20 protein-coding genes are annotated in these 22,067 nt (G+C 48.0%); 5 read left to right on the top strand and 15 right to left on the bottom strand.

Features of this window, described 5'->3' with window-relative positions; all coding sequences use genetic code 11:
- Positions 1 to 26: 26 nt before the first annotated feature.
- The 8 genes from QZZ54_RS05395 to QZZ54_RS05360 all read right to left on the bottom strand — a co-directional run bounded on the left by QZZ54_RS05395 (position 27) and on the right by QZZ54_RS05360 (position 10,673).
- A complete protein-coding gene (locus QZZ54_RS05395; RefSeq protein ID WP_290699905.1) occupies positions 27 to 1,922 on the bottom strand; it encodes a propionyl-CoA synthetase in 1,896 nt (631 codons plus the stop codon).
- 80 nt (positions 1,923 to 2,002) lie between these two features.
- Positions 2,003 to 2,914: a 3-hydroxyisobutyrate dehydrogenase gene (gene mmsB, locus QZZ54_RS05390; RefSeq protein ID WP_290700151.1), complete on the bottom strand. Its 912-nt coding sequence runs from the start codon at positions 2,912 to 2,914 to the stop codon at positions 2,003 to 2,005.
- Positions 2,915 to 2,941: 27 nt separating this feature from the next.
- Entirely contained in the window at positions 2,942 to 4,039 is a 1,098-nt protein-coding gene (locus tag QZZ54_RS05385) for an enoyl-CoA hydratase/isomerase family protein (RefSeq protein ID WP_290699902.1), read from the bottom strand.
- 22 nt (positions 4,040 to 4,061) lie between these two features.
- Positions 4,062 to 4,838: an enoyl-CoA hydratase gene (locus QZZ54_RS05380; protein ID WP_290699899.1), complete on the bottom strand. Its 777-nt coding sequence runs from the start codon at positions 4,836 to 4,838 to the stop codon at positions 4,062 to 4,064.
- 76 nt (positions 4,839 to 4,914) lie between these two features.
- Positions 4,915 to 6,072, bottom strand: coding sequence for an acyl-CoA dehydrogenase family protein (locus tag QZZ54_RS05375; protein WP_290699896.1), 1,158 nt, complete (start codon positions 6,070 to 6,072; stop codon positions 4,915 to 4,917).
- Positions 6,073 to 6,221: 149 nt separating this feature from the next.
- Complete coding sequence (locus QZZ54_RS05370; RefSeq protein ID WP_290699893.1) at positions 6,222 to 7,715, bottom strand: CoA-acylating methylmalonate-semialdehyde dehydrogenase; 1,494 nt, start codon at positions 7,713 to 7,715, stop codon at positions 6,222 to 6,224.
- Positions 7,716 to 7,934: 219 nt separating this feature from the next.
- Complete coding sequence (locus QZZ54_RS05365) at positions 7,935 to 8,858, bottom strand: alpha/beta hydrolase (protein WP_290699890.1); 924 nt, start codon at positions 8,856 to 8,858, stop codon at positions 7,935 to 7,937.
- A gap of 72 nt (positions 8,859 to 8,930) precedes the next feature.
- Entirely contained in the window at positions 8,931 to 10,673 is a 1,743-nt protein-coding gene (locus QZZ54_RS05360) for an alpha/beta fold hydrolase (protein ID WP_290699887.1), read from the bottom strand.
- Between the two features lie 252 nt (positions 10,674 to 10,925).
- Between QZZ54_RS05360 and QZZ54_RS05355 the strand changes: the two genes are divergently transcribed.
- Together QZZ54_RS05355 and QZZ54_RS05350 are read left to right on the top strand one after the other, a co-directional pair.
- On the top strand, positions 10,926 to 11,843 hold the full coding sequence (locus QZZ54_RS05355; protein ID WP_290699884.1) for an AraC family transcriptional regulator: 918 nt from the start codon (positions 10,926 to 10,928) through the stop codon (positions 11,841 to 11,843).
- Positions 11,844 to 11,906: 63 nt separating this feature from the next.
- Positions 11,907 to 12,329: a VOC family protein gene (locus tag QZZ54_RS05350; protein ID WP_290699881.1), complete on the top strand. Its 423-nt coding sequence runs from the start codon at positions 11,907 to 11,909 to the stop codon at positions 12,327 to 12,329.
- A 13-nt stretch (positions 12,330 to 12,342) separates the two neighbouring features.
- Here QZZ54_RS05350 and QZZ54_RS05345 read toward each other — a convergent pair whose 3' ends face one another.
- Entirely contained in the window at positions 12,343 to 12,855 is a 513-nt protein-coding gene (locus QZZ54_RS05345) for an Lrp/AsnC family transcriptional regulator (RefSeq protein WP_290699878.1), read from the bottom strand.
- A 47-nt stretch (positions 12,856 to 12,902) separates the two neighbouring features.
- On the opposite strand from QZZ54_RS05345, the gene yjeH reads away from it, so the two are divergent.
- Positions 12,903 to 14,177, top strand: a complete 1,275-nt coding sequence (gene yjeH / locus QZZ54_RS05340) for an L-methionine/branched-chain amino acid transporter (RefSeq protein WP_290699876.1) — start codon at positions 12,903 to 12,905, stop codon at positions 14,175 to 14,177.
- Between the two features lie 67 nt (positions 14,178 to 14,244).
- On the opposite strand, the gene QZZ54_RS05335 is transcribed toward yjeH, so the two are convergent.
- Both QZZ54_RS05335 and QZZ54_RS05330 read right to left on the bottom strand, forming a co-directional pair.
- Complete coding sequence (locus tag QZZ54_RS05335) at positions 14,245 to 14,481, bottom strand: DUF1059 domain-containing protein (RefSeq protein WP_290699873.1); 237 nt, start codon at positions 14,479 to 14,481, stop codon at positions 14,245 to 14,247.
- Between the two features lie 88 nt (positions 14,482 to 14,569).
- On the bottom strand, positions 14,570 to 15,334 hold the full coding sequence (locus QZZ54_RS05330; RefSeq protein WP_290699870.1) for a TetR/AcrR family transcriptional regulator: 765 nt from the start codon (positions 15,332 to 15,334) through the stop codon (positions 14,570 to 14,572).
- A gap of 153 nt (positions 15,335 to 15,487) precedes the next feature.
- Between QZZ54_RS05330 and QZZ54_RS05325 the strand changes: the two genes are divergently transcribed.
- On the top strand, positions 15,488 to 17,536 hold the full coding sequence (locus tag QZZ54_RS05325; protein ID WP_290699867.1) for an NADH:flavin oxidoreductase: 2,049 nt from the start codon (positions 15,488 to 15,490) through the stop codon (positions 17,534 to 17,536).
- Positions 17,537 to 17,765: 229 nt separating this feature from the next.
- Here the strand turns inward: QZZ54_RS05325 and QZZ54_RS05320 are convergent, their stop codons facing one another.
- Both QZZ54_RS05320 and QZZ54_RS05315 read right to left on the bottom strand, forming a co-directional pair.
- Positions 17,766 to 18,116 carry a putative quinol monooxygenase gene (locus tag QZZ54_RS05320; RefSeq protein WP_290699866.1) on the bottom strand — a complete coding sequence of 117 codons (351 nt, stop codon included), beginning with the start codon at positions 18,114 to 18,116 and terminating at the stop codon, positions 17,766 to 17,768.
- Positions 18,117 to 18,208: 92 nt separating this feature from the next.
- Positions 18,209 to 19,207: a helix-turn-helix domain-containing protein gene (locus tag QZZ54_RS05315; protein ID WP_290699865.1), complete on the bottom strand. Its 999-nt coding sequence runs from the start codon at positions 19,205 to 19,207 to the stop codon at positions 18,209 to 18,211.
- Between the two features lie 64 nt (positions 19,208 to 19,271).
- On the opposite strand from QZZ54_RS05315, the gene QZZ54_RS05310 reads away from it, so the two are divergent.
- Entirely contained in the window at positions 19,272 to 19,529 is a 258-nt protein-coding gene (locus QZZ54_RS05310) for a DUF1272 domain-containing protein (RefSeq protein ID WP_290699864.1), read from the top strand.
- A 306-nt stretch (positions 19,530 to 19,835) separates the two neighbouring features.
- On the opposite strand, the gene QZZ54_RS05305 is transcribed toward QZZ54_RS05310, so the two are convergent.
- On the bottom strand, positions 19,836 to 21,017 hold the full coding sequence (locus QZZ54_RS05305) for an acetyl-CoA C-acyltransferase (RefSeq protein ID WP_290699863.1): 1,182 nt from the start codon (positions 21,015 to 21,017) through the stop codon (positions 19,836 to 19,838).
- 119 nt (positions 21,018 to 21,136) lie between these two features.
- Complete coding sequence (locus QZZ54_RS05300) at positions 21,137 to 22,063, bottom strand: branched-chain amino acid ABC transporter permease (RefSeq protein WP_290699862.1); 927 nt, start codon at positions 22,061 to 22,063, stop codon at positions 21,137 to 21,139.
- Positions 22,064 to 22,067: the final 4 nt, after the last annotated feature.

The raw sequence follows: 22,067 nt of genomic DNA, 5'->3' as shown, positions 1-22,067 counted from the left end.
TTTATTAAATTCAGATCAGGTCAAATCTATTTCAGCATGCCCGCCTGATCCATCAAATCAGTGATCTCACCGAGGATACTTTCATCATCAATAGTCGAAGGCATTTTGTATTCTTCGTTGGCAGCAATCTTCCGCAGAATAGCACGCAGGATTTTACCGGACCGGGTCTTAGGTAATCGTTGAACCACCACAGCTCGGCGGAAGCAGGCCAGTGGACCTACCTGATCGCGAACCATCTGCACCACTTCTGCTTCTAATTGTTTCTCATCGATCTCTTCACCGGCTTTAAGAACAATCAGACCAACAGGTAGCTGCCCTTTCATAGAATCGTTCATACCGATAACAGCACACTCAACAACAGCTGGGTGCGCTGAAACGACCTCTTCCATCTCACCGGTAGAAAGACGGTGACCGGAAACATTGATTACGTCATCAGTACGACCCGTAATAAAGACATAGCCATCCTCATCTATGAAACCACCGTCACCGGTGTGGTAGTAGCCTTCAAAAGTAGTCAGGTATGAACTGTTGAAGCGCTCCGGATTATTCCAGATAGTCCAGGCAACACCCGGCGGCATAGGCAGCTTAACAACAATATTGCCTGCTTCGTTCGCTTCAACTTCATTACCTTCGCCATCAACAACGCGAATATCGTAGCCAGGCACAGGCTTATTGGTAGAACCCAGGCGTACGTCAGAAGGATCTGGTAAGCCCATCAATGGCGCAGTCATCGGCCAACCGGTTTCGGTCTGCCACCAATGATCAAGGATTGGCACTTCGAGCAGTTCACTCAGCCAGCTGTATGTTGAAGAATCTAGTTTTTCACCGGCAACAAAGATCGAACGCAGGCTAGACAGATCGTAATTCTTAGACAAACCACCGGTAGGATCTTCTTTACGCACAGCGCGGTATGCGGTCGGTGCACAGAACATGGCGTTCACACCGTATTCTTCGACGATACGCCAGAAAGTACCCGCATCCGGGTTACGGATCGGCTTACCTTCAAAGAAGATTGCACTGCAACCACCCATCAAAGGTCCGTAAACAATCAGGGAGTGACCTACAACCCAGCCCACATCTGAAGCTGCCCACCAGACATCACCTGGCTGCATACCGTAAATATTCTGCAATGCATACTTCAGTGCAACCGCATTGCCGCCGTTATCACGCTGGATGCCTTTAGGCTGTCCCGTGGTACCTGAGGTATACAGAACATAGAGTGGATCGTCACCTCTAACCGGCGTACAACCCGCTGGTTCAACACCTTCCTGGCACGCATTCCAGTCAAGATCACGCGGTGCGGTCATCTCAGCTTCGATCATAGGACGCTGTACAACGATGGTGTGGTCCGGCTTGTTTGCAGAGAGCTCAATCGCCTTATCAACCAGTGGCTTATAGGCAATTTTCTTGTCAAATTCGATACCGCAGGATGCGGTGATAATCAGTTTTGGTGTCGCATCGTCGATACGGATCGCCAATTCATTCGGCGCAAAACCACCGAAAACCACCGAGTGTGGTGCACCCAGACGCGCACAAGCGAGCATGGCCACTGCCGCTTCCGGGATCATCGGCATATAGATAACAACACGGTCACCTTTTTCAATACCCTGAGCTTTCAAGGCACCGGCAAAGCGACTAACACGATCCAGCAGATCGCTATAAGTGATCGCTTCTTTGATACCACCGGCAGCCGGTGAATCGTAATACAGAGCAACCTGATCGCCACGACCGTTTTCAACATGATAATCCAGCGCCAGGTAACAGCTATTCAGTTCACCATCGGCGTACCACTTGTAGCTACCATGTTCTGTTTTCTCGAGAATATTTTGTGGTTTTTTGTACCACGCAATACTGTCAGCCTGCTCTGCCCAAAAAGCTTCCGGATTTTCAATAGAAGCCTTGTAGTCCTCGTTATATCCCATTACCGCACTCCAGTTTCTTATTATATAGGGAGGCTGCCGGCCATCCGGGCCGACAGTGGTTGTACTTCAAACGTTTATTGTTACTGGTCTTGATACAGTTTAATTACACTTGAGAAATCCAGACCACCGTTGCCTTTAGCCTTATGCAGACTAAACAACGAACGAGCTGCAGAACCCATAGGAACAGATGATGCACTCTGCTGGCTCAGATCCATCGCCAAACCCAGATCCTTATACATCAGGTCAACCTGGAAGCCGCCCTGGTAATCATTAGAAGATGGCACGCCGTCCATCACACCCGGCACCGGGTTGTAGACATTGAGCGCCCAGTTACCACCGGAGCTCTGCTTCATAATCTCAGACAGCACGGCAGGGTCCAGACCATTTTTCATGCCCATATTCAGAGCTTCACAAGTACCCGTCATCAGGATTGACAGCAGCATGTTGTTGCAGGCTTTAGCAATCTGACCCGCACCACTCTGACCCGCGTGGAAGATATTCTTACCCATCACATCCAGAACAGGTTTAGCTTTAGCAAACTGCTCATCAGTCGCACCTACCATGAATGCCAGAGTACCGGCTACAGCGCCACCCACACCACCGGATACCGGTGCGTCGATAAAGCTCAGGCCACGCTCTGCAGCTGCCGCAGATACGCTCTGGGCAGTCGCTGCATCGATAGTTGAGGAATCAATAATCAAAGCATCTTTAGATACGAGGTCAAACAGTGGCGCATCGCCGGTCTGAAACAGACCTTGTACGTGCTTACCCGCTGGTAGCATTGAAACAACGAACTCTGCTCCGGTTACTGCATCAGCCGCAGACGCTGCAGCGTTACCGCCCTCTGCTACAACGGTATCCATTGCTGCCTGAGAAAGATCAAACGCTTTAACATTGTGGCCGGCTTTAACCAGATTAATGGCCATCGGGCCGCCCATGTTACCTAAACCAATAAAACCAATAGTAGCCATTTTCTTTTCCTTTGTTCTTATTCTGCCGGGGGTAACTCCCCGAAAAATCTATAGATGCGCCAAAGGGTTTTTATCCCAGGGTGGCGTAAACAAGCTCTCTATGTAGGATTCGTCTACCTCACCTAATGAAGGAAAGGTCCACGCCGGACAGTTGTCTTTATCGACTAGTAAGGCACGAACACCTTCAGAGAACTCGCGCTCCTGACAGGAACGTACCGACAATACCAATTCATGCTGAAACACTTCACGCAGTGACAGATGACGCGAGCGTAGCCACTGCTGATGGATCATATAGATCGCCATCGGGCTACCGTTCTTCAACGTTTTCTGTGCACCCTTAAACCACCGATCATCGCTCTCTTGACTGAGGATCGCGGTGATAATCTCTTTGAGGGTGTCATGATCGGTGACTTTCTGGATCAGCTCATAATGACTCTGGACCGGTGAATGGCTCACCATGTGATCAGCAGATTCTCTCTCCATCACACGCAGCACTCGATTGACTGACGCATATGCATCGCCCTGCCAGCTCTCACCCTGCAACCGCTCAATCACCTCTGGTAACTTCTTGGCCGCAACAAAACGATCAGCCAAACCCAGATAGAGCGCATCAGCGGCATTCATACGGTGACCAGTCAGGCCCATAAACAGCCCCGTACGTCCCGGCATATGGTTGAGAAACCAACTTCCGCCAACGTCGGGATACAGACCGATCGTAACTTCCGGCATCGCCATATGCGTGGTTTCAGTAACGATACGGTGACTACAGCCGTTAATCAGCCCCATGCCACCGCCCATCACGAAACCACTGCCCCAGCAGATTATCGGTTTCGGGTAGGTATGGATCGCGTAATCGAGAGTGTACTCACGGGTAAAGAAATCCAGCGGGAAGTCTTCATACATCTCGCCGGTCATCGCCTTATACAGGTTAACGACATCACCACCAACGCAGAATGCTTTCTGGCCACTACTGTTCAGCAACACAGCAACTACGCTGTCATCCTGCTTCCACGCATTCATTCGCGGCTGGATCAGATCGATCATTTCCAGCGTCAAAGCATTTAGAGAGTGTTCAGCATTTAGCTGAATCTCAACAATCTTTTTGCCATCCTGAGTCGGATATTCATTAAACAGCACACAGCTCATTATCAGTATCTCAGTATACCGCTTAGCGGTTTTTCCATTCTGGGGCACGCTTTCCAAGGAAGGCGTTAACCCCCTCTTTCTGATCTTCAGTGAAGAACAGATCAACAAACAGTTCACGTTCAAGAATGTAACCGGCATCCCAATGCTGGGTACGGTTGTTCTGAATCAACTCTTTGCAAGATGCCACTGCAGTCGGACTCTGTTGAGCAACATTTGCTGCCAGCTCAAGCGCTTTTTCCAACGCCTGCCCCTTAGGAACAACTTCTTCTACCAAACCAATTTCCATGGCTTTAGCCGCTTTAATACGCTCGCCACAGAGGATCAGGCGCTTAGTCCAGCCCTCACCGACTAACATAGTCAGATTTTGTGTACCACCAGCACATGGCAGCAGACCAACTTTCGCTTCCGGCAGCGCCATCTGTGACTGTTCTTCTGCGATACGTACGTCGCAAGCCAACGCCACTTCCAGGCCGCCACCCATAGCAAAACCGTTTATCGCAGCAATAGATACACCGCGGAATTTGCTCAATGTTTCAAAAGCTTCACCGAAATAACGTGCCATATCACGGGCAACACTTCGATCACCACCGGCAAACAGATTCAAATCAGCGCCGGCAGAGAAGAATTTCTCACCCTGACCGGTAATCACTAAACTATAAATTTCACGATCGGCATTCAGCTCTTCCACCAGTGCCTTTAAACCTTTCAGACTCTCTTCAGTCCAGGTGTTTGCCGGTGGGTTATTCATTGTCAGCAGCGCAATGTTGCCGCGCTTTTCAACAATCAGCTTATCGGTCATGGTGATCTTCCTTATATATTCTTAGCAGACGTTAACCGTCTTTTATATTCTTAATAGCGCTTTAAAAAACAACTCGTTAAAGAATCGCTGCTGCATTTTCCAGCAACAATCGACGAGCAATAATAACGTTCATGATTTCGTTTGTTCCTTCAAGAATCCGGTGCACCCGGTTATCCCGCAGGAAACGCTCCATCGGATATTCTTTGATATAACCATTACCGCCAAAAATCTGTAGCGCCTCATCGGCTACATTAAAGCCAACATCGGTAGCAAATCGCTTTGCCATCGCACAGTAAGTGCTTTTATCCGGGTGGTTATTATCAAGACGGGAAGCGGCCATACGCACCATCTGGCGCGCAGCTACCAATTCGGTGGCTGAGTTAGCCAATTTGAACTGCAGTGCCTGAAAGCTAGCCAGCGGCTTACCAAACTGCTTACGTTCGTGCATATACTCAGTCGCGTTATCCAGCGCCTGCTGAGCGGTACCAATAGAGCAAGTCGCAATGTTAATACGTCCGCCATCCAAACCGCGCATTGCGATTTTAAAGCCATCCCCTTCCTGTCCCAGAATAGCCGAGGCGGGTATACGGACATCTTCAAAAGTAATCATGCGGGTTGGTTGGCTGTTCCAGCCCATTTTTTCTTCTTTACGGCCGTAGGTAATACCCTCCAGCGTGGCATCAATAGCAAAGGCAGAGATTCCCTTAGGACCGTCAACACCAGTGCGCGCCATAACCACCAGACAGTCGGTAGCCCCTGCGCCGGATATAAAGATCTTGCTGCCATTTAATATGTAGTCATCACCATCACGACGGGCGGTTGTTTTAAGCGAGGCCGCATCGGAGCCAGCGTTCGGCTCGGTAAGACAGTAGGATGCCAGTTTTTCACCGGCAGTGAGCTCTGGACACCACTGCTGACGCACATCTTCTGCGCCAAATTCAGAGATCATCCAGGTAGCCATATTATGAATTGTGATAAATGCGGTCGTCGAAGTACAACCCATCGCCAATTGCTCAAAGATGATACTGGAATCCAGGCGACTCATTCCCAGACCACCGACATCCTCATGGGAGTACAGGCCACAGAAGCCCAGTTCACCCGCTGCTTTCAAAACCTCTACAGGGAAAGTTTGCTGCAGATCCCACTCACCGGCATTGGGTGCCAGTTCATTCTGGGCAAAGTTACGGGCCATATCGGCAAACGCAATCTGATCTTCGTTCAGTTCAAAATCCATTACTCACCTCGTACTAAAGACCTTGTGCTTAGCACGTTACAACAGGTCCTGTAGATTCTTATTCAACAATCTTTGATAGCTATTTGTTGGCGAAACCTAACAAGCGCTGAAGAATCAAGGCATCTGCCGAGACTCCCAGCGCTGTAGCTTTACTTCAGGTTGATAGAGGTATTTACACCTGTATCAATATCATCCTCAAACCAGCGGGCGGTTACCGTCTTAGTTTCAGTGTAGAAACGCACTGCTTGCTTACCGTAAGCGTGCTGATCACCGTAAAAAGATTTTCTCCAACCAGTGAAAGAGAACATTGGCAGAGGCACTGGTACAGGAACGTTAATACCCACCTGACCTACTTTAATCTCGTGCTGATATTTACGTGCAGCAGCACCAGAAGAGGTAAACATGGAGGTACCATTACCGTAAGGGTTGTTATTGATCAGTTCGATAGCTTCATCCAGCGTATCGACTTCCAACGTAATCAGTACAGGACCGAAGATCTCTTGCTGATAGATAGACATATCAGTAGTCACATTACGGAACATCGTTGGTCCCACCCAGTTACCATCAGGGTAACCTTCAACCACAACGTCGGAACCATCCAGAATACAGTCAGCACCGGCATCTTTACCTTGCTGAATGAATCCCAGAACCTTCTCTTTAGCCTGTGGATTGATCTGCGGACCGTATCCCGCTTCAGGATCGTTCCATGCACCCGGACGCACTTTAGCCAGCGCATCACGTACTTCAGGAATCCACTCGCGGGACTTACCAACGAATACAGCAACAGAGATAGCCATACAGCGCTGACCAGCAGCACCTACTGAAGCACCTGCAATACTGTTAACAACCTGATTCTTCGCCGCATCCGGCATGATAACCATATGATTCTTCGCACCGGCAAATGCCTGTACACGCTTCATCTTATCCGTACCGGTACGGTAGATATGTTCACCGACTGCAACTGAACCAACAAAGGATATCGCTGGAGTGTCTTTATGTGTCAGCAGCTGATTTACAGCGTCCTTAGTACCATGAACAACCTGCAGCAGACCTGCTGGAGCACCGGCTTCCTGGAACAATTCAGCCAGACGCATCGGCGTCAGTGGATCTTGCTCAGAAGGCTTCAGTACAAAAGTGTTACCGCAGGCAATCGCCATAGGGAACATCCACAAAGGAATCATTGCAGGGAAGTTAAATGGTGTAATACCAACACACACACCCAATGGTTGAGTAATGCTGTAGCAGTCAATCTTGCGAGCTACGTTTTCAACTGTCTCACCCATGCTAAGGGATGCGATATTACAAGCATGTTCAACAACTTCTATACCACGCCATACATCGCCTTTGGCATCTTCAAAGGTTTTGCCGGTTTCCTGTGACAGAATCGTTGCAATTTCGTCGTGATTCTCTTTCAGCAGGTGCTGGTAACGTAACATCAGACGCGCACGCTCACCTACTGGGGTTTCTTTCCACGTTTCAAATGCTGCTTTCGCCGCATCAATCGCCAGCTCAATTTCAGATTCAGTAGCACATGGCACCTGAGCAATTACTTCCTGAGTAGCGGGGTTAGTTACCGGTAACCATTGCTCACTCTGGCTCTGAATCATTTCACCGTTGATCAATAAAGGGACTTGCTGAGTCATTTTTTCCACCTTGCTTGGCTGTGTGTGCTGCCTAGCCACACAGCGTTTAAGTTAATTCTCAGGTATTATTTAAGCACAGTAACCTGGCCCACCTGATTGATTAAATTGCTTAATTACTGGACTATCTTGCTGTAATTAGCTTTCAAGTCATAAAATCTTATTTTAAGCCTGTTACCACAGCCTCTATATCTACTAAGCCCAAAGGAGCTCATCACCTATCTAGTCAACAACAGGCTCATATTGCGTTTTATCCAGCCAATCCGTAATCATTGAAATCTGCTCTTGCGACTGTAATGAAGGATGATGTCCAATATCTGGAATTGTGATCACCTCGGCCTTAGGACCGGTTGTCGCCATCCGCTGGGCGATGGACTCGGTAAGGAAGTCTGATTTCTCACCGCGTATCACCAGCACCGGGCACTCAATACGATCCCAACAGGACCAGAGATTGACGTGCATAAACGCCCAATAACGCTTGATCGTCTCACCGATTTTCGGGTCGTTATGTAAACGATATTGACCCTGTTCATCCAGGCGCACACCATGCAGGGCGTAATGCTGCCAATCCTGATCCGTCATCGGATGTGTCTGAGCATAGACCTCACGAAAATAGGCCTCTGCTTCATCGAGTGAGCTAAACACAGGATCAACACAGAGGTATTCTTTGATACGTCGAATTGCAGGTGCAGGAATGAAAGGACCAATATCATTGATCACCAGCCGTCGCAGGGGAGAGTTTTTCTCAGAAGCCAGCACAATGCCGATCAGCCCTCCCATCGAGGTACCAATCAAATCCACCGCATTCGCACCTGATCGGGCGATAACCTGCCTCTGGTCCGCTGCAAACTGGTCCAGCGTATAATGACTATGTTCTGCCAGCCAATCGCTATCACCACGCCCCACCACATCGGGGCACAGTACCTGATGGTTTGCCGATAACTGCAGCGCAAGCTTGTCGAAGTCGCGGGCATTACGGGTCAGACCATGGATGCAGATCACTGTCCGCTGTGGATCTGGCTCACCCCATTGGGTATAGGCGATCTCATGATAACCGTCAGGCCCAAAACCCAACACAGTATGCTGAGCTGGTTCTGGTTGAATATTCGCCACCACGGCATCTTTGTTAGCTGCACCCGACATCATATACACAACACCTAAATAAACTCTTTTGCGGCAAGATGACTACAGCCCAATGGGTATAGCCATCCAGCGCCATCAGCCGTTTTGGTTAACGTCTTCTTTAACATAAACACCCGGGGCTGCTTCCATCGGCTGGTAAGCGTCATTGCCCAACTGCTCAGGGGCAGCAATCTGCTTACCGCCTTTCTCGGACAACCATGCGTGCCAATGCTCCCACCAGCTACCTGCCTGCTTTTCAGCTGAGGCCTGCCAGTCGTCGCCATTGAGACCGGACTCACCGCCGTGCCAGAATGAACGACGGCATTTAACTGGATGGTTGATCGCAGTGCCCGACACGTGACCACCTTCGGTCAGAATAAATTCTACATTATCTCCGATCAAATCTTTGGCCAGGAAGGTCGTGCGCCAAGGCACAATATGGTCTCCAGTGGCTGAAACGAAGTAACAGGGAACATCGATATCTGCCACATTCAAAGCCTTACCACATACAGTCACACCACCCGCCTCTTTAAGCAGATTTTTGTGGTACATGTTGTTGACGAAGAAATTATACATATCCTTTGGCAGATTGGAGGTGTCAGCATTCCAGTGCAACACATCGAATGGCGGTGGCGTTTTGCCCAGCAAGTAGTTGTTAATCACGAAGTGCCAGATAGACTCATTTGCATGCAGCATAGCCATTGCACGCCCAAGGTCGTTACCAGGAAGAACACCGGATGCCTCCACACGATTATGGAAGCCTTCGATCTGCTTCTGATCGACGAAAACTTCAACCTCACCCGGATCGGAGAAATCGATCATGGTAGTAAGGAAGGTTGCTGAAACAATATTACGACGTTCGGCTGCTGACATCGCTGCCAACGCAGTTACCATCATGGTACCGCCGATACACCAAGACAATACGTTGATCTTTTTGACGCCACTGATATCCCGGGCGACATCGAATGCAGTCCAGAGACCTTTCTGAATGTAATCATCCCAGGACACATCACACATCTCCTGTGATGCATTACGCCAGGAAATTATGAAAACATTCTGACCCTGCTCCAACGCATGCTTAACAAATGACTTACGCTCATTGAGGTCGAAAATGTAGAATTTATTAACACAGGGAGGCACGATCACAAGGGGTCGCTGATAAACTTTTTCAACCAGCGGCTTGTACTGAATCACTTCCATCAACTCATTACGGAAAACCACGCTGCCCTGAGTACCTGCAATATTTTCACCCAGTGTGAAACCATCAGGATCGGACGTTGTGATAGCACCGGACTGCAAATCTTCGGTCATGTTTTTGAATCCGTCGACCAGACTCTGACCTTGGCTTTCAACCGCCTGACGGATCACTTCAGGATTTGTATGCAGAAAGTTAGTTGGCGCCAGTGCATCAGCAGCGTAACGAGTATAAAAGCTCAGCACTCGCTGATCATGTGCATCTAGCTCACTCGCATCGGCAGATTCGCACATCGCACGTGACGCCAGCAGATAAGATTGCATCAAAAAGTTGCAAACAGGATTGTTTTTCCACTCTTCATCTTTAAAACGGCGATCACCTGCCTGGGGTTCAATCACTGCTGAACCTTTCTGCCCAGTCAGGTTTGACCAAGGATTCATCCACAACTTCAGCGTATCACGCTGGTAATTCATCATTGCCTCAGTCCAGGCCTGAACCGTGTTAGCCGATGGCGCTGCCAGAGAAGGTAAAGCCCCCAACAAGTCATCCATCTCTTTCTGTCCCAGACAGGAACCCAGCAATGGATTACCGGACAAGAAACTCACCAATTGACTCTCTGGTGATTTATTGTCTTGATTCGCCATAGTTACTTCTCCTAAATACAACTCAATGATTACCAGTCTCAAGACCGACAAACGCTACCTATCCACAGCACTGAACAAACAGTGATTCCAAACGAACAGCGGCAAGCAGCCCCGTTACTTTCTGGAAATAATCGATTAAAGCACAGCTTAAGGCTGTGGATGATTGATAATGTTGCTATATTAATGGACTATATTGCTATTGAATACATGAATACCCTAATAAACGCCTAATACCTTAGTCGAGCACCCTGTATGAGTACTCCATCAAACTGGCCTCTACCACCACAAAGTATTCGCTTTGTTATGCCCCACAAAATCATCCGAAAGCTCACTCAGAACAGGCTTTCAAAGGATCTTTACCCACTCGGGGCAGGATACTATAAAGAGGCTGAAGGGCACCGAATGGAGCGCCTTGAGCACGATGATCATCTATTGATCTATTGCCTTGAAGGCAAAGGGAAAATCCGTATTAATCAAAAAAACTTTGCGATAAATAGCGGTGATCTTGCAGTATTACCCAGAGGGCTTGCTCATCAATATGCTTCCAGCCTAAACTTTCCCTGGACCATCTACTGGTGTCATTTTGAAGGAGAGCTATCAGATGAGTTCATGAATCATTTACAGCTACCCAAACAGAAACACATTTTACACCTTGGCCTACACAGTAATCTGGTTAGCGAATTCGATGCCCTACTGGAAGCTCGCCACAGCAGTTACCATCTGAATGCCTTTATCAATGCCGCAAATCAATTGCGTCAAATCCTCACGCATATAGCGCTATTACAGCCATTGGTTCGTAGCCAGGACGCAGACAGTTTCAATCTGGAAAAAGTTCACAGCCTGATGCAGGCCCGTATCCACGAACAGTTGGATATAGACACCCTGGCCGCCAGCGTTAACCTATCGAAGTTTCATTTTATTAAGCGATATAAGGATGTCACCGGCACCACACCGATTAACCATTTTATTCAACTGAAAATAGAACGGGCTTGCCATCTGTTGGATATCAGTACCAGAACCATCGCCGAAGTGGCTTTCATGGTGGGTTACGAAGACGCGTATTATTTCTCACGAATGTTCAAAAAAGTGATGGGAATCTCGCCAACCCAATATCGAAAACTACAGGTAGGTGCATGGTCTTATAAGAGTTTTAAAAATGACACCGTTTAAACCTGCAACACAGCCCTTCTAGCGACTAAACTAACGGTTATCACCGTTTTTCTGAGGTTGAACATGCCCTTTAACATTGCCGGAATCGATCATATAGTCTTGCGAACTACCCAGCTACAAAACATGCTCCGGTTCTACTGCGATGTACTGGGCTGTAAAGTAGAACGGGACCTGCCGCCAGAAACAGGATTGGTTCAGCTACGTGCAGGTAGCGCATTAATCGATATCGTCCCGGTAGACAGTGAACTGGGCCGTGTAGGTGGAGGGCCCCCTACTAAAACTGAGAACAACCTTGACCATTTTTGCCTATTACTTGATCCAATATCTGAACAACAGATCAGCGAGCACCTAAAGCAGCATAAAATAGTTATCGATGATTTCTCTGAACGCTATGGCAGTGAAGGCTTTGGGCAATCGATCTACATCGAAGACCCTGAAGGAAATACTATTGAATTGAAAAGCAAAAAACTATCTACCCAGGAATAAGAGATGAGACAGTTTATCGTTCCCACTCCTGCATCACCATGTGAGTGACAACCTTCGCATCCTTAGGTAGCTCTTCATCAATTTCAGCAAGAATGTCGTGTAGCCGCTGCATGCCAGCAAACTCCAGGTACACCAACAGGTCAACTTCACCACTGATACCGTGACAATGTTTAACTTCCGGATATTGCAGCAGCATCTGGACTAGCGGGCGACACTTAAAGCCCCCCTGTTTAATCTCAAAATAAGCCTTAAGAAAGCCTCCGGCTTCAGTCTTCTTTGCTGTCAGCACCTGATAGCCAACAATCTCGCCCTGCTCTTCTAAGCGCTTTATCCGCTCTGAAACGGCCGGGCGTGACAGACTGACCTGTTCGGCAATGGCTGACACGCTCTGACGGGCATTTTCCCGAAGTGCTGCGATTATTTTCTGATCAAAACTATCCATGCGTAACCTGAGTATGCAAAACGTCGGCAAATTAATGAAAAAACTACAGATCGACAGTAAACCACGACGCAACGTTTTTCGCATTAATCGTACACTTTACTGACACTATTTATAACGATCTGGAAAAAAGGATGACTAGGCTAAATCAAACCATCACCCGCTGGCAAGGAATAGGGCTCATTGCGACCACCCTACTAGGCACCGGTGTCTTTATCCTGCCACAGTTAACCATCGTTGTTGCCGGTGATAAAGCGATCTGGGCCTGGGCCATCCTGCTATTGGGCATTCTCCCTTTAACTTACGTCTTTGCCGAACTGGGCCGCCGCTTCACTCACGCAGCAGGCCCTGCTTATTTTGTAGATCAGGCATTTGGCCCACTCCCTGGTCGCATCATTGGCCTGTTATTTCTGTTTTCAGTTCCTCCCGGAGCTGCAGCAGCACTCATCATGACCTTCAAGTTTCTGCAGCCGGTTATCACCCTCTCTGCAGAACAGCAGTTATGCGGTGAACTGCTGATCTTTTTACTATTGTTCTTTGTTAACCGTCGAGGCTTGCAACTCTCAGGCAATATTCAGATGGGGCTGACAATTATGATTCTATTCGTTGTCACTCTGATGCTGGCAATGTCACTTGTTCAAACGCCCGAATCAAATACCACTAAAGCTCTGAGCGTTACGACAAATATTGGTGATTACAACGGCATGATGCAAGCGATAGGGCTGGCGATCTGGAGTTTTCTTGGCATTGAAGCGATCACCCACCTGGCTGGCGAGTTTAAAGATGTGAAGAGAGACTTTATTCCGGCAACTTTGATCGGTGTATCTCTGGTAGGACTGATCTATATCGGCTGCACCTGGTTATCAATGCAGGCTCCCGAACACCCACTGGCGATGGTAGGCCTGTTTGAGACGCAGCTTGGTAATAGCGGCCGCTGGATCATCGGAGGCTTAGGCTTTATCAGCGGGATAGCGACTATCAATATCTACTTTGCCAGCCTCTCCCGCCTAGCCTGGAGCTTCAGTAACGATGGCATCTTGCCTAACCCATTACGCGCGCTGAACCCGCATAGGATTCCATCGACTGCATTAATCACTTTTATGGGTATTTCTGCACTGATGCTGGTGCTTAGCTACCTGGCAGAGATGGATTTCACCGTCATAGCCCACTGGGTAAACGGCTCATTTGTGGTAATTTATACCGTCTCAATGCTGGCTGCGTGGCAGTTACTTGATCATCGTTGCAGGCCTGCGATAATCGTTGGACTGTTCGCCTGCGGACTGTTTATCTACTGCCTGGGTAGCGCAATGTTTTATGCATTATTACTAGGACTACTTATTACTCTGGGATTGTTAGGTCAGCAGGTTTGGAAGCGAAACGATTTAGCGAGAGAGAGGGCGAACCTTTAACTAACACATCAAACAACCGCTACCGATTAATAACAGCTAAATCCTTCTAATTTAAATTAGAAGGATTTTAATCGTCAGGCAGCGCATCAAATTCTGCTCTTTTTGACTCGAACCACTGAGTCATCTCTTCAGGGTTCTGCATAAGAGATTGCATCTTTTGCATCGCAGCGAGATGAGCTTCATCCTGCGCTTTAAACATCTCCATGCCGTGCTGCTTACTCAATTGCCCAATCTCTTCAAAAGTATTCGCTTTGAACTCAAGTTCACAAGCTCCGCCCAGTTGTGTACAGCTCATCGTTTTCATCTGTAGCCCCTCTTTTAGTTAAGAGTAGAGAGCTAACGTCTAAAACACCAGACAATGAATCTCAATTAAGCTTATTAACCAGACTCGCTCAGACCTTTTCAGCAGGTTCATGACGGGCATAGAATCGTTTCAACTCTCTGGATTTCGGTGCCTGCCCGGTAAAGATCTCCACATAATCAGAGACTCTCTGCAGCCTGGTGGCGATATCCTCATCGGACTTCATAGAGATATAACCGATCTGAGTCAGATAGATACTGCGGGCACGGACATCCGCCTTCGCCGCCTCATACCCAAAGCGGATAAACATCTGTCGCAGAGCCTCTAGTCGTGCATTATCCGCCTGACTAATCTGTTCAGCGACATCTGGGGATTGAAGCGCCCAGCTGCGCACCGCAAATTCAAACTGAGAATCAAACAGCTCTGGATTCAACCAGCAATCAAATACATTAAGAATTGCCTCCGCAATGCTCTCCGCATATGCCTCTGCCTGAGCCACCAGATTACCGGTGTTTTTATCTCGCCACTGTGTCAGCAAAGCATTTAACAGTTCGTTCCTGTCCTTAAAAAACCAGTAGAAACTGGTACGAGACAGCTTCAGTTTTTTTGCCAGGGGCTGAATACGAACGGTGTCGATACCCGCTTCAATCAGTGTCTCATAAGATGCCTGCAGCCAGACATCAGCAGAACCGCGCCAGCCACTATCTTCCGCTGCTTTACTGCTAGAAGTTTCGCCGCTGTTGGTATCGGTATTCATAGTACTCAGATTACTCCCCTGCTCTGCTTTCAGCACCGGATGGTGCGATGCAGCTACCTGCCTGCCAGTAAGCCCCTGGAGACCCGACGAAATGTACATAACTGTTCAGACGAAGTAAACCCAGGTTTCACTCTCACATCTACACAGATGAACCTTTAATATACACTCATGTACTTTTAATTGACATATGTGTACATTTTTCCTAAATTACATAAAACCTGAGTTTATAGCTCACCATGACGGAGGACTAAAATGTCCAGTGATCCATTACTGCAACCCTACCAACTTAAGCATCTGCGCCTGCGCAACCGTATTATGGTCACCGCACACGAGCCTGCGTATTCTGAAAACGGAATGCCCACGGAACGCTATCGCGCCTATCATGTCGAACGCGCAAAAGCGGGGGTTGCACTGACAATGACTGCCGGTTCCGCTGCGGTCTCTCTGGATAGCCCTCCGGTATTCGATAATCTACTGGTGTACAAAGATGAAATTGTTCCCTGGATGAAAGACCTGACAGATGAATGTCACGAGCACGGTGCTGCTGTGATGATTCAACTGACACACCTGGGAAGACGCACCCGCTGGGATAAAGGCGAATGGTTACCCGCAGTATCACCCTCCCATAAACGTGAAGCGTCCCACCGCGCTTTCCCTAAACAGATTGAAGACTGGGATATAGACCGAATCATCAAGGACTATACCGACGCGGCTGAACGGATGCAGGCAGCGGGTTTAGATGGCATTGAATTGCAGGCCTACGGTCACCTGATGGATCAGTTCTGGTCACCACTGACAAACACTCTTGATGGCCCCTATGGTGGCAACCTTGATAACCGTTTGCTCTTTACCTTTGATCTACTCAAATCGATCCGTAAACGAGTTGGCGATGAGTTTATCCTCGGCCTTCGTTACACCGGCGATGAGATGCTGGAAGGCGGCCTAACACTAACAGACGGTTTGTCCATCTCTCAGCGCCTGAAAGAGAGCGGTATGGTGGACTTCCTCAATGTCGTCCGCGGTCATATCGATACCGATGCCGGCCTGACCGACCTTATTCCGATTCAGGGAATGCGTAACTCTCCGCATCTGGATTTTGCTGGTGAAATTCGTTCGGCAACAGAAATGCCAACATTTCATGCCGCAAAGATTCCTGATGTAGCAACTGCGCGCTACGCCATAGCAAGCGGCAAAGTCGATATGGTGGGCATGACCCGTGCCCATATGGCAGACCCCCATATCGTGCGAAAGATCATAGCTGGCCAAGAAGAAAGCATACGTCCCTGTGTAGGCGCCAATTATTGCCTCGATCGGATTTATCAAGGCGGTGCAGCCTACTGTATCCACAATTCAGCTACCGGGCGTGAGCTGACGATGCCCCACGATATTCCAAAAGCAGATCAAGCTAAGAAAGTCGTTATCGTCGGGGCCGGGCCAGGCGGACTTGAAGCCGCACGGGTGGCGGCTGAACGTGGCCATGAAGTCGTCGTTTATGAAGCTTTAGGCGACGCCGGGGGCCAGATCCGGCTGACCGCTCAAAGTCCACGACGCCATGAGATGATCAGCATCATCGACTGGCGTATGAACCAGTGTGAGCAGCTAGGTGTCACCTTCCACTTCAACAGCTATGCTGAAACTGAAACGATACAAGCTGAAAAACCGGATGTCGTTATCATCGCAACCGGGGGCTTACCCGATACCGAGGTATTAGATAGCGGCAATAATTTGGTGGTATCAACCTGGGACATTCTCTCCCGCAGCATCAAACCCGGAAGTAATGTTCTGCTATTCGATGATGCCGGTGATCATGCAGCACTACAGGCAGCGGAAATTATCGCCAACAGCGGCGCCAAACTAGAGATCATCACCCCGGACAGAAGCTTTGCGCCGGAAGTAATGGCCATGAACCTAGTACCCTATATGCGTACTCTGCAAAAACAGGATGTAACCTTTACCGTCACCTATCGTCTGAACTCTGTCATACGGGATGGTGGTGAGTTGTTGGCCACCATCGGCAGCGACTATGATGACGGTAGTCGTGATTTCACCCAGACCCGCCGGGTCGATCAGGTGATAGTCAATCACGGAACACTCCCCTTTGAGGATCTGTATTTTGAACTGCGCCCTCTCTCTTCCAATGAGGGTGAAGTAAACTACAACGACCTCGTCAATGGCAAACCTCAGACCTTGAATAAGAACAGTGAAGGTCAGTTCCAGTTATTCCGTATCGGCGATGCAGTCTCAGCCCGCAATACCCATGCTGCTATCTATGATGCCTTGCGACTGGTTAAAGATCTGTAAAACCGAAGAGGAGTGAGCCAGGTTTCTCGTTTCACGGTTAACCTGGCTCAACTATTTCGTATCCGAAAAGCGAAGAGGTACGGAACTAAAACCTGATAAATATGATCAGGCTTGATGTTTTGAAACAATAAACAGTACCGAGCTAACAACCCCCTCCTGCTTTTCTTGATTCACCATTCAGATACAAACCCAGGGTTAGATTTAGAACCACTCTATTTATCGAATCTTATTATTCAAAAACAGGCGCGTCGAAATCGACACTTTCATCGGAATAGGCCGTCACTAAAACATCTTCAACCAGCCCTGTTTCTGCTTCAACCTGAGTTTCAAAAAAGTCTTGAATCTGCTTTCTTCGACCATGTGCCGCCCAAGCTTCAGCATCTTCCCAAATTTCGTTAAATACTATGGAGTACTCATTTCGCGAAGCACTTGGGTGGTCAATTTGCCGCGTTAGCATATATTGAAGACAACCCTCTTCCCGATAAGAATCCGGCTCAAGCGCCTTTAACACCTCAAACAACTCCGCCTCTTTACCTTGCTTGGGCTTAAATTGCGCTAAGACATACACACGACTGGTCATAGATTTTCCTTTAAGGTTTAGCCAATTGAGTGATAGTAGATGAAAATGAGAGGAACGGGAAACTGACTGAGTGAGATTGCGCTATAAATCAATTACTCTGACCCCATTGATTCCGTATTCACAGATTTAAAACGCTCCCGATAACTCATGGGCGCAACACAAACATGTCTGATAAAGGTTCTTCGCAAACGCTCTTCATCATCAAAGCCAACCTGTCGCGCAACTTCGGAAATAGGTAAATTAGTTTCTTCCAAAAGCCGCTGAGCTCTTTCAGTACGCATACGTTCAACGACTTTGGCGGGCGAAGAACCAGTTTCTCGTTGGTACACCCTGGCAAAGTTTCTACTGCTCATATTCATCTGGTCAGCAAGTCTTTCTACCCGTAAATCGCTAGTAAGATTTTCCGTAATGAACTTATGCAAACTATCAAAGCGCCCTTTCTTGTCCGTATCCTGAATTTGCAGCATTTCGCTGAATTGCGATTGCCCACCTGGACGAAACATATAAGTTACAAGTGACCGAGCGATACTTAAAGCAGACTCGTTGCCAAAATCTTCAGCAACCATCGCCAGGGCCATGTCTATGCCCGCTGTCACCCCAGCTGAAGACCAGGTACTGTCATCATTCAAATAGATTGGGTTCTTTTGTACTTGAACGTCAGGATACATTTTTTGCAACAAGCCACAGGAATCCCAGTGGGTGACAGCACATTTCCCCGTCAGTAATCCACTAGCGGCAAGAATAAATGCTCCGGTGCAGATTGACCCAGCTCTTCGGCAACTTTTAAAGAGTGGTTGGATAGCGTTCATAAAATCAACGTCGTTGGCTGCACTGAGCGCCCCTTTCCCCCCCGAAATAATTAATGTATCGATCTCTTTCACAATCAAAGATGAAATTGGTTTCGAATTTAATGATACAACCGTATCAGTAGATATTTGCCCACCTGACAATGAAGCAACATGGGTTTCATAAAGAGACTCTCCTGAAGCCAGTTCTGCATCGTTGAAGACCTGTAAAGGTCCTGCAAGATCCAGTAGTTTGGTTTCTGGAAAAACAATAAAAACAATATTTTTGGCTGGAATTGAGGGCATATTGTCATTTATGCCATATCTTCAACTGCTAGTCTATCTAGAACTTAAGCAAAAGGAGGTAACCATGTTAAAACTAAAACCAAACTGTGAGTGCTGTGATGTCGATCTACCGCCTGAAAGCCGCGATGCACGTATCTGTACTTTTGAGTGTACCTTTTGTGCAGACTGTGCCGACAATAACTTTGACGGATATTGCCCTAACTGCGGCGGAGAATTAGTCCGCCGCCCCGTACGAACATCGGAGTATCTTTTAAAACACCCGGCATCGATGGAACGCTTCGTAAAAAAGCATTCTCAGTGTCAGGCAGCATTATCTCGGTAGTCCAATACTTAATATCATTTTGCCCCGGTAGGCTTCTTTATATGGGCTTTATGTTTTAACTGAGATAAGAAAAAAGGCGGTCTTAGGACCGCCCATCATTCAACTAACCAACTTCCAAAGAAGAGTAGTCTAAACATCCCTAGTGAAGTCTGATCAACCCAATGGCCCAGCAAGGCGAAAACATAAGCAAAGAAGCACTCCGATAATAAAAAAGACGCACCAAGAACAAAAAAAGGCCGATACATCTCTGCATCAGCCCCTTTCAAACAACTAAATCTAACTCAAAGCTTTAGTTCACTATAAGTATTAAAGCATCTCCACCGCAACAGCGGTCGCTTCACCACCGCCGATACAGAGTGAAGCAACACCTTTTTTCTTGCCCTGGTTTTTCAGTGCATAAAGCAGTGTTACAAGAATACGCGAGCCCGAAGAACCAATCGGGTGACCCAATGCACAGGCACCACCATTGACGTTAACTTTATTGGCATCCAGACCCATTTCATTGATAGCCAAAATAGATACCACTGCAAAAGCTTCGTTGATCTCATACAGATCTACATCATCTTTGCTCCAGCCTGCACGGGCCAATACTTTATCTATGGCTCCGATAGGCGCAATAGTGAACTCTGCAGGCAGTTGAGCATGGGTAGAGTGCGCGGCGATACGAGCCAGTGGCTTCAACCCACGCTTCTGAGCTTCTGACTCACGCATCAGTACCAGCGCGGAACCACCATCTGATATTGAGCTAGAGTTAGCTGCCGTGACAGTACCATCTTTCTTAAACGCCGGCTTCAGCTGGCGAATTTTATCCATGCGAGCATTACCCGGTTGTTCATCGGTATCAACCACTGTATCGCCACGACGGGACTTAACAGTCACCGCTGCAATCTCATCTTTAAAAGCGCCCGTCTCAATCGCTTTAAGGGCTTTTTCAAGTGAGCCGATAGCAAAATCATCCATCGCTTCACGGGTAATACTGTAATCATCCGCACTCTTCTGAGCAAAACTACCCATCAGACCGCCTTCGTAAGCATCTTCCAGGCCATCAAAGAACATATGGTCTATCACTTGCTGATGCCCCATGCGCATACCTGCACGGGCTTTAGGCAGCAGATAAGGAGACTGACTCATATTTTCCATTCCGCCTGCCAGCATAATGTCGACCTGGCCTGCAGCAATCTGATCGTGAGCCAGCATTACGGCTTTCATGCCGGAACCGCACATTTTATTAACTGTCGTAGCGCCTGCTGCATCAGAAATTCCAGCTGCACGGGCAGCCTGACGTGCTGGTGCCTGACCCAATCCCGCTGGAAGGACACAACCCATGATCACTTCATCAACATCAGCACCGCTGATACCGGCCCGCTCTACCGCTGCTTGTATTGCTGCAGCACACAAATCAGGCGCTCTAACATCACTAAAGCAGCCCATCATGCCACCCATTGGCGTACGGGCAGCACTTACAATAACAACAGAATCCTGACTCATAACATTCTCTCCAACACAATTTCTTACGGGCAGCTAAACTGGCTCACCGATAAAACTTGGACAATAAAAAGGGACGCATTACGTCCCTTGTATAGCTATAAGGGTGAAGCTATTTAGCTTCAACCAAAGTTTTTCTTCATCATCTTCTGGAACTCACCAACGATACCGCTGCGGAAAGCCAGTACACATACAATGAAGATCAAGCCCATGATGATGTGGATATAGTTACCCAGTTCACCACCAGACAGATAGTTCTGAATCGTGACGACCACACCAGCACCCACAACAGGCCCGAAGATAGTACCCATACCACCCAACAGAGTCATCAGTACAACTTCGCCAGACATATGCCAATGGACATCGGTCAGGGACGCCAGCTGGAATACCAACGTCTTAGTTGAACCTGCCAGTCCTGCAAGAGCAGAAGATATGATAAATACAACCCACTTATAGTCATTAACGTTGTAACCCAACGATACTGCACGCGGCTCATTCTCACGAATCGCTTTCAGAATTTGACCAAAAGGTGAATGTATCGTCCGGTGGATTAACCAGAAGCCGAAGATAAAGATCGCCAGTACGAAGTAGTACATGTTCATATTATCGGACAGATCAATCATCCCCAGCAAAGAACCACGAGGTACACCTTGCAGACCATCCTCACCACCCGTAAACGGTGATTGTAGATAGAAGAAGAATGCTAGCTGAGCCAATGCCAAGGTTACCATTGCGAAGTAAATACCTTCACGCTTAACCGCAAGCTTGCCGTATACAGCCCCCAATAGGCCCGCAGCAACGGTACCCGCAAGGATCGACAGTTCAGGACCCATACCGGTATGCAACATCATCGCACCTGTTACATAACCACCGGTTCCCAAAAAGGCAGCATGACCAAAGGACAGCAGGCCAACAAAGCCCAACAACAGGTTAAAGGCACAGGCAAACAGCGCGAAGCACAACACCTTCATCAGGAACACCGGATACAAAACCGTAGGTGCTACTAAAGCCAGAAGAAACAATACCAGATAAAGCTTATTAATTTTCATGGTC

The organism is Amphritea sp. (assembly GCF_016744155.1).
Lineage (GTDB): Bacteria > Pseudomonadota > Gammaproteobacteria > Pseudomonadales > Balneatricaceae > Amphritea.
The sequence above is the reverse complement of the archived record's forward strand: the minus strand, read 5'-3'. Positions and strand labels throughout refer to the sequence as shown.

Coding starts and splice junctions, on each gene's coding strand:
- QZZ54_RS05380 (WP_290699899.1), bottom strand. CDS start 4,838: ATGACCGATAAGCTGATTGTTGAAAAGCGCGGCAACATTGCGCTGCTG.
- QZZ54_RS05330 (WP_290699870.1), bottom strand. CDS start 15,334: ATGTACATTTCGTCGGGTCTCCAGGGGCTTACTGGCAGGCAGGTAGCT.
- QZZ54_RS05365 (WP_290699890.1), bottom strand. CDS start 8,858: ATGATGTCGGGTGCAGCTAACAAAGATGCCGTGGTGGCGAATATTCAA.
- QZZ54_RS05320 (WP_290699866.1), bottom strand. CDS start 18,116: ATGACCAGTCGTGTGTATGTCTTAGCGCAATTTAAGCCCAAGCAAGGT.
- QZZ54_RS05350 (WP_290699881.1), top strand. CDS start 11,907: ATGCCCTTTAACATTGCCGGAATCGATCATATAGTCTTGCGAACTACC.
- QZZ54_RS05360 (WP_290699887.1), bottom strand. CDS start 10,673: ATGGCGAATCAAGACAATAAATCACCAGAGAGTCAATTGGTGAGTTTC.
- QZZ54_RS05370 (WP_290699893.1), bottom strand. CDS start 7,715: ATGACTCAGCAAGTCCCTTTATTGATCAACGGTGAAATGATTCAGAGC.
- QZZ54_RS05305 (WP_290699863.1), bottom strand. CDS start 21,017: ATGAGTCAGGATTCTGTTGTTATTGTAAGTGCTGCCCGTACGCCAATG.
- QZZ54_RS05300 (WP_290699862.1), bottom strand. CDS start 22,063: ATGAAAATTAATAAGCTTTATCTGGTATTGTTTCTTCTGGCTTTAGTA.
- QZZ54_RS05355 (WP_290699884.1), top strand. CDS start 10,926: ATGAGTACTCCATCAAACTGGCCTCTACCACCACAAAGTATTCGCTTT.
- QZZ54_RS05335 (WP_290699873.1), bottom strand. CDS start 14,481: ATGAAAACGATGAGCTGTACACAACTGGGCGGAGCTTGTGAACTTGAG.
- QZZ54_RS05310 (WP_290699864.1), top strand. CDS start 19,272: ATGTTAAAACTAAAACCAAACTGTGAGTGCTGTGATGTCGATCTACCG.
- QZZ54_RS05385 (WP_290699902.1), bottom strand. CDS start 4,039: ATGAGCTGTGTGCTGTTTAATGAATATCCGACTCAGGATGGCAAAAAG.
- QZZ54_RS05315 (WP_290699865.1), bottom strand. CDS start 19,207: ATGCCCTCAATTCCAGCCAAAAATATTGTTTTTATTGTTTTTCCAGAA.
- QZZ54_RS05375 (WP_290699896.1), bottom strand. CDS start 6,072: ATGGATTTTGAACTGAACGAAGATCAGATTGCGTTTGCCGATATGGCC.
- yjeH (WP_290699876.1), top strand. CDS start 12,903: ATGACTAGGCTAAATCAAACCATCACCCGCTGGCAAGGAATAGGGCTC.
- QZZ54_RS05325 (WP_290699867.1), top strand. CDS start 15,488: ATGTCCAGTGATCCATTACTGCAACCCTACCAACTTAAGCATCTGCGC.
- QZZ54_RS05345 (WP_290699878.1), bottom strand. CDS start 12,855: ATGCGAAAAACGTTGCGTCGTGGTTTACTGTCGATCTGTAGTTTTTTC.
- QZZ54_RS05395 (WP_290699905.1), bottom strand. CDS start 1,922: ATGGGATATAACGAGGACTACAAGGCTTCTATTGAAAATCCGGAAGCT.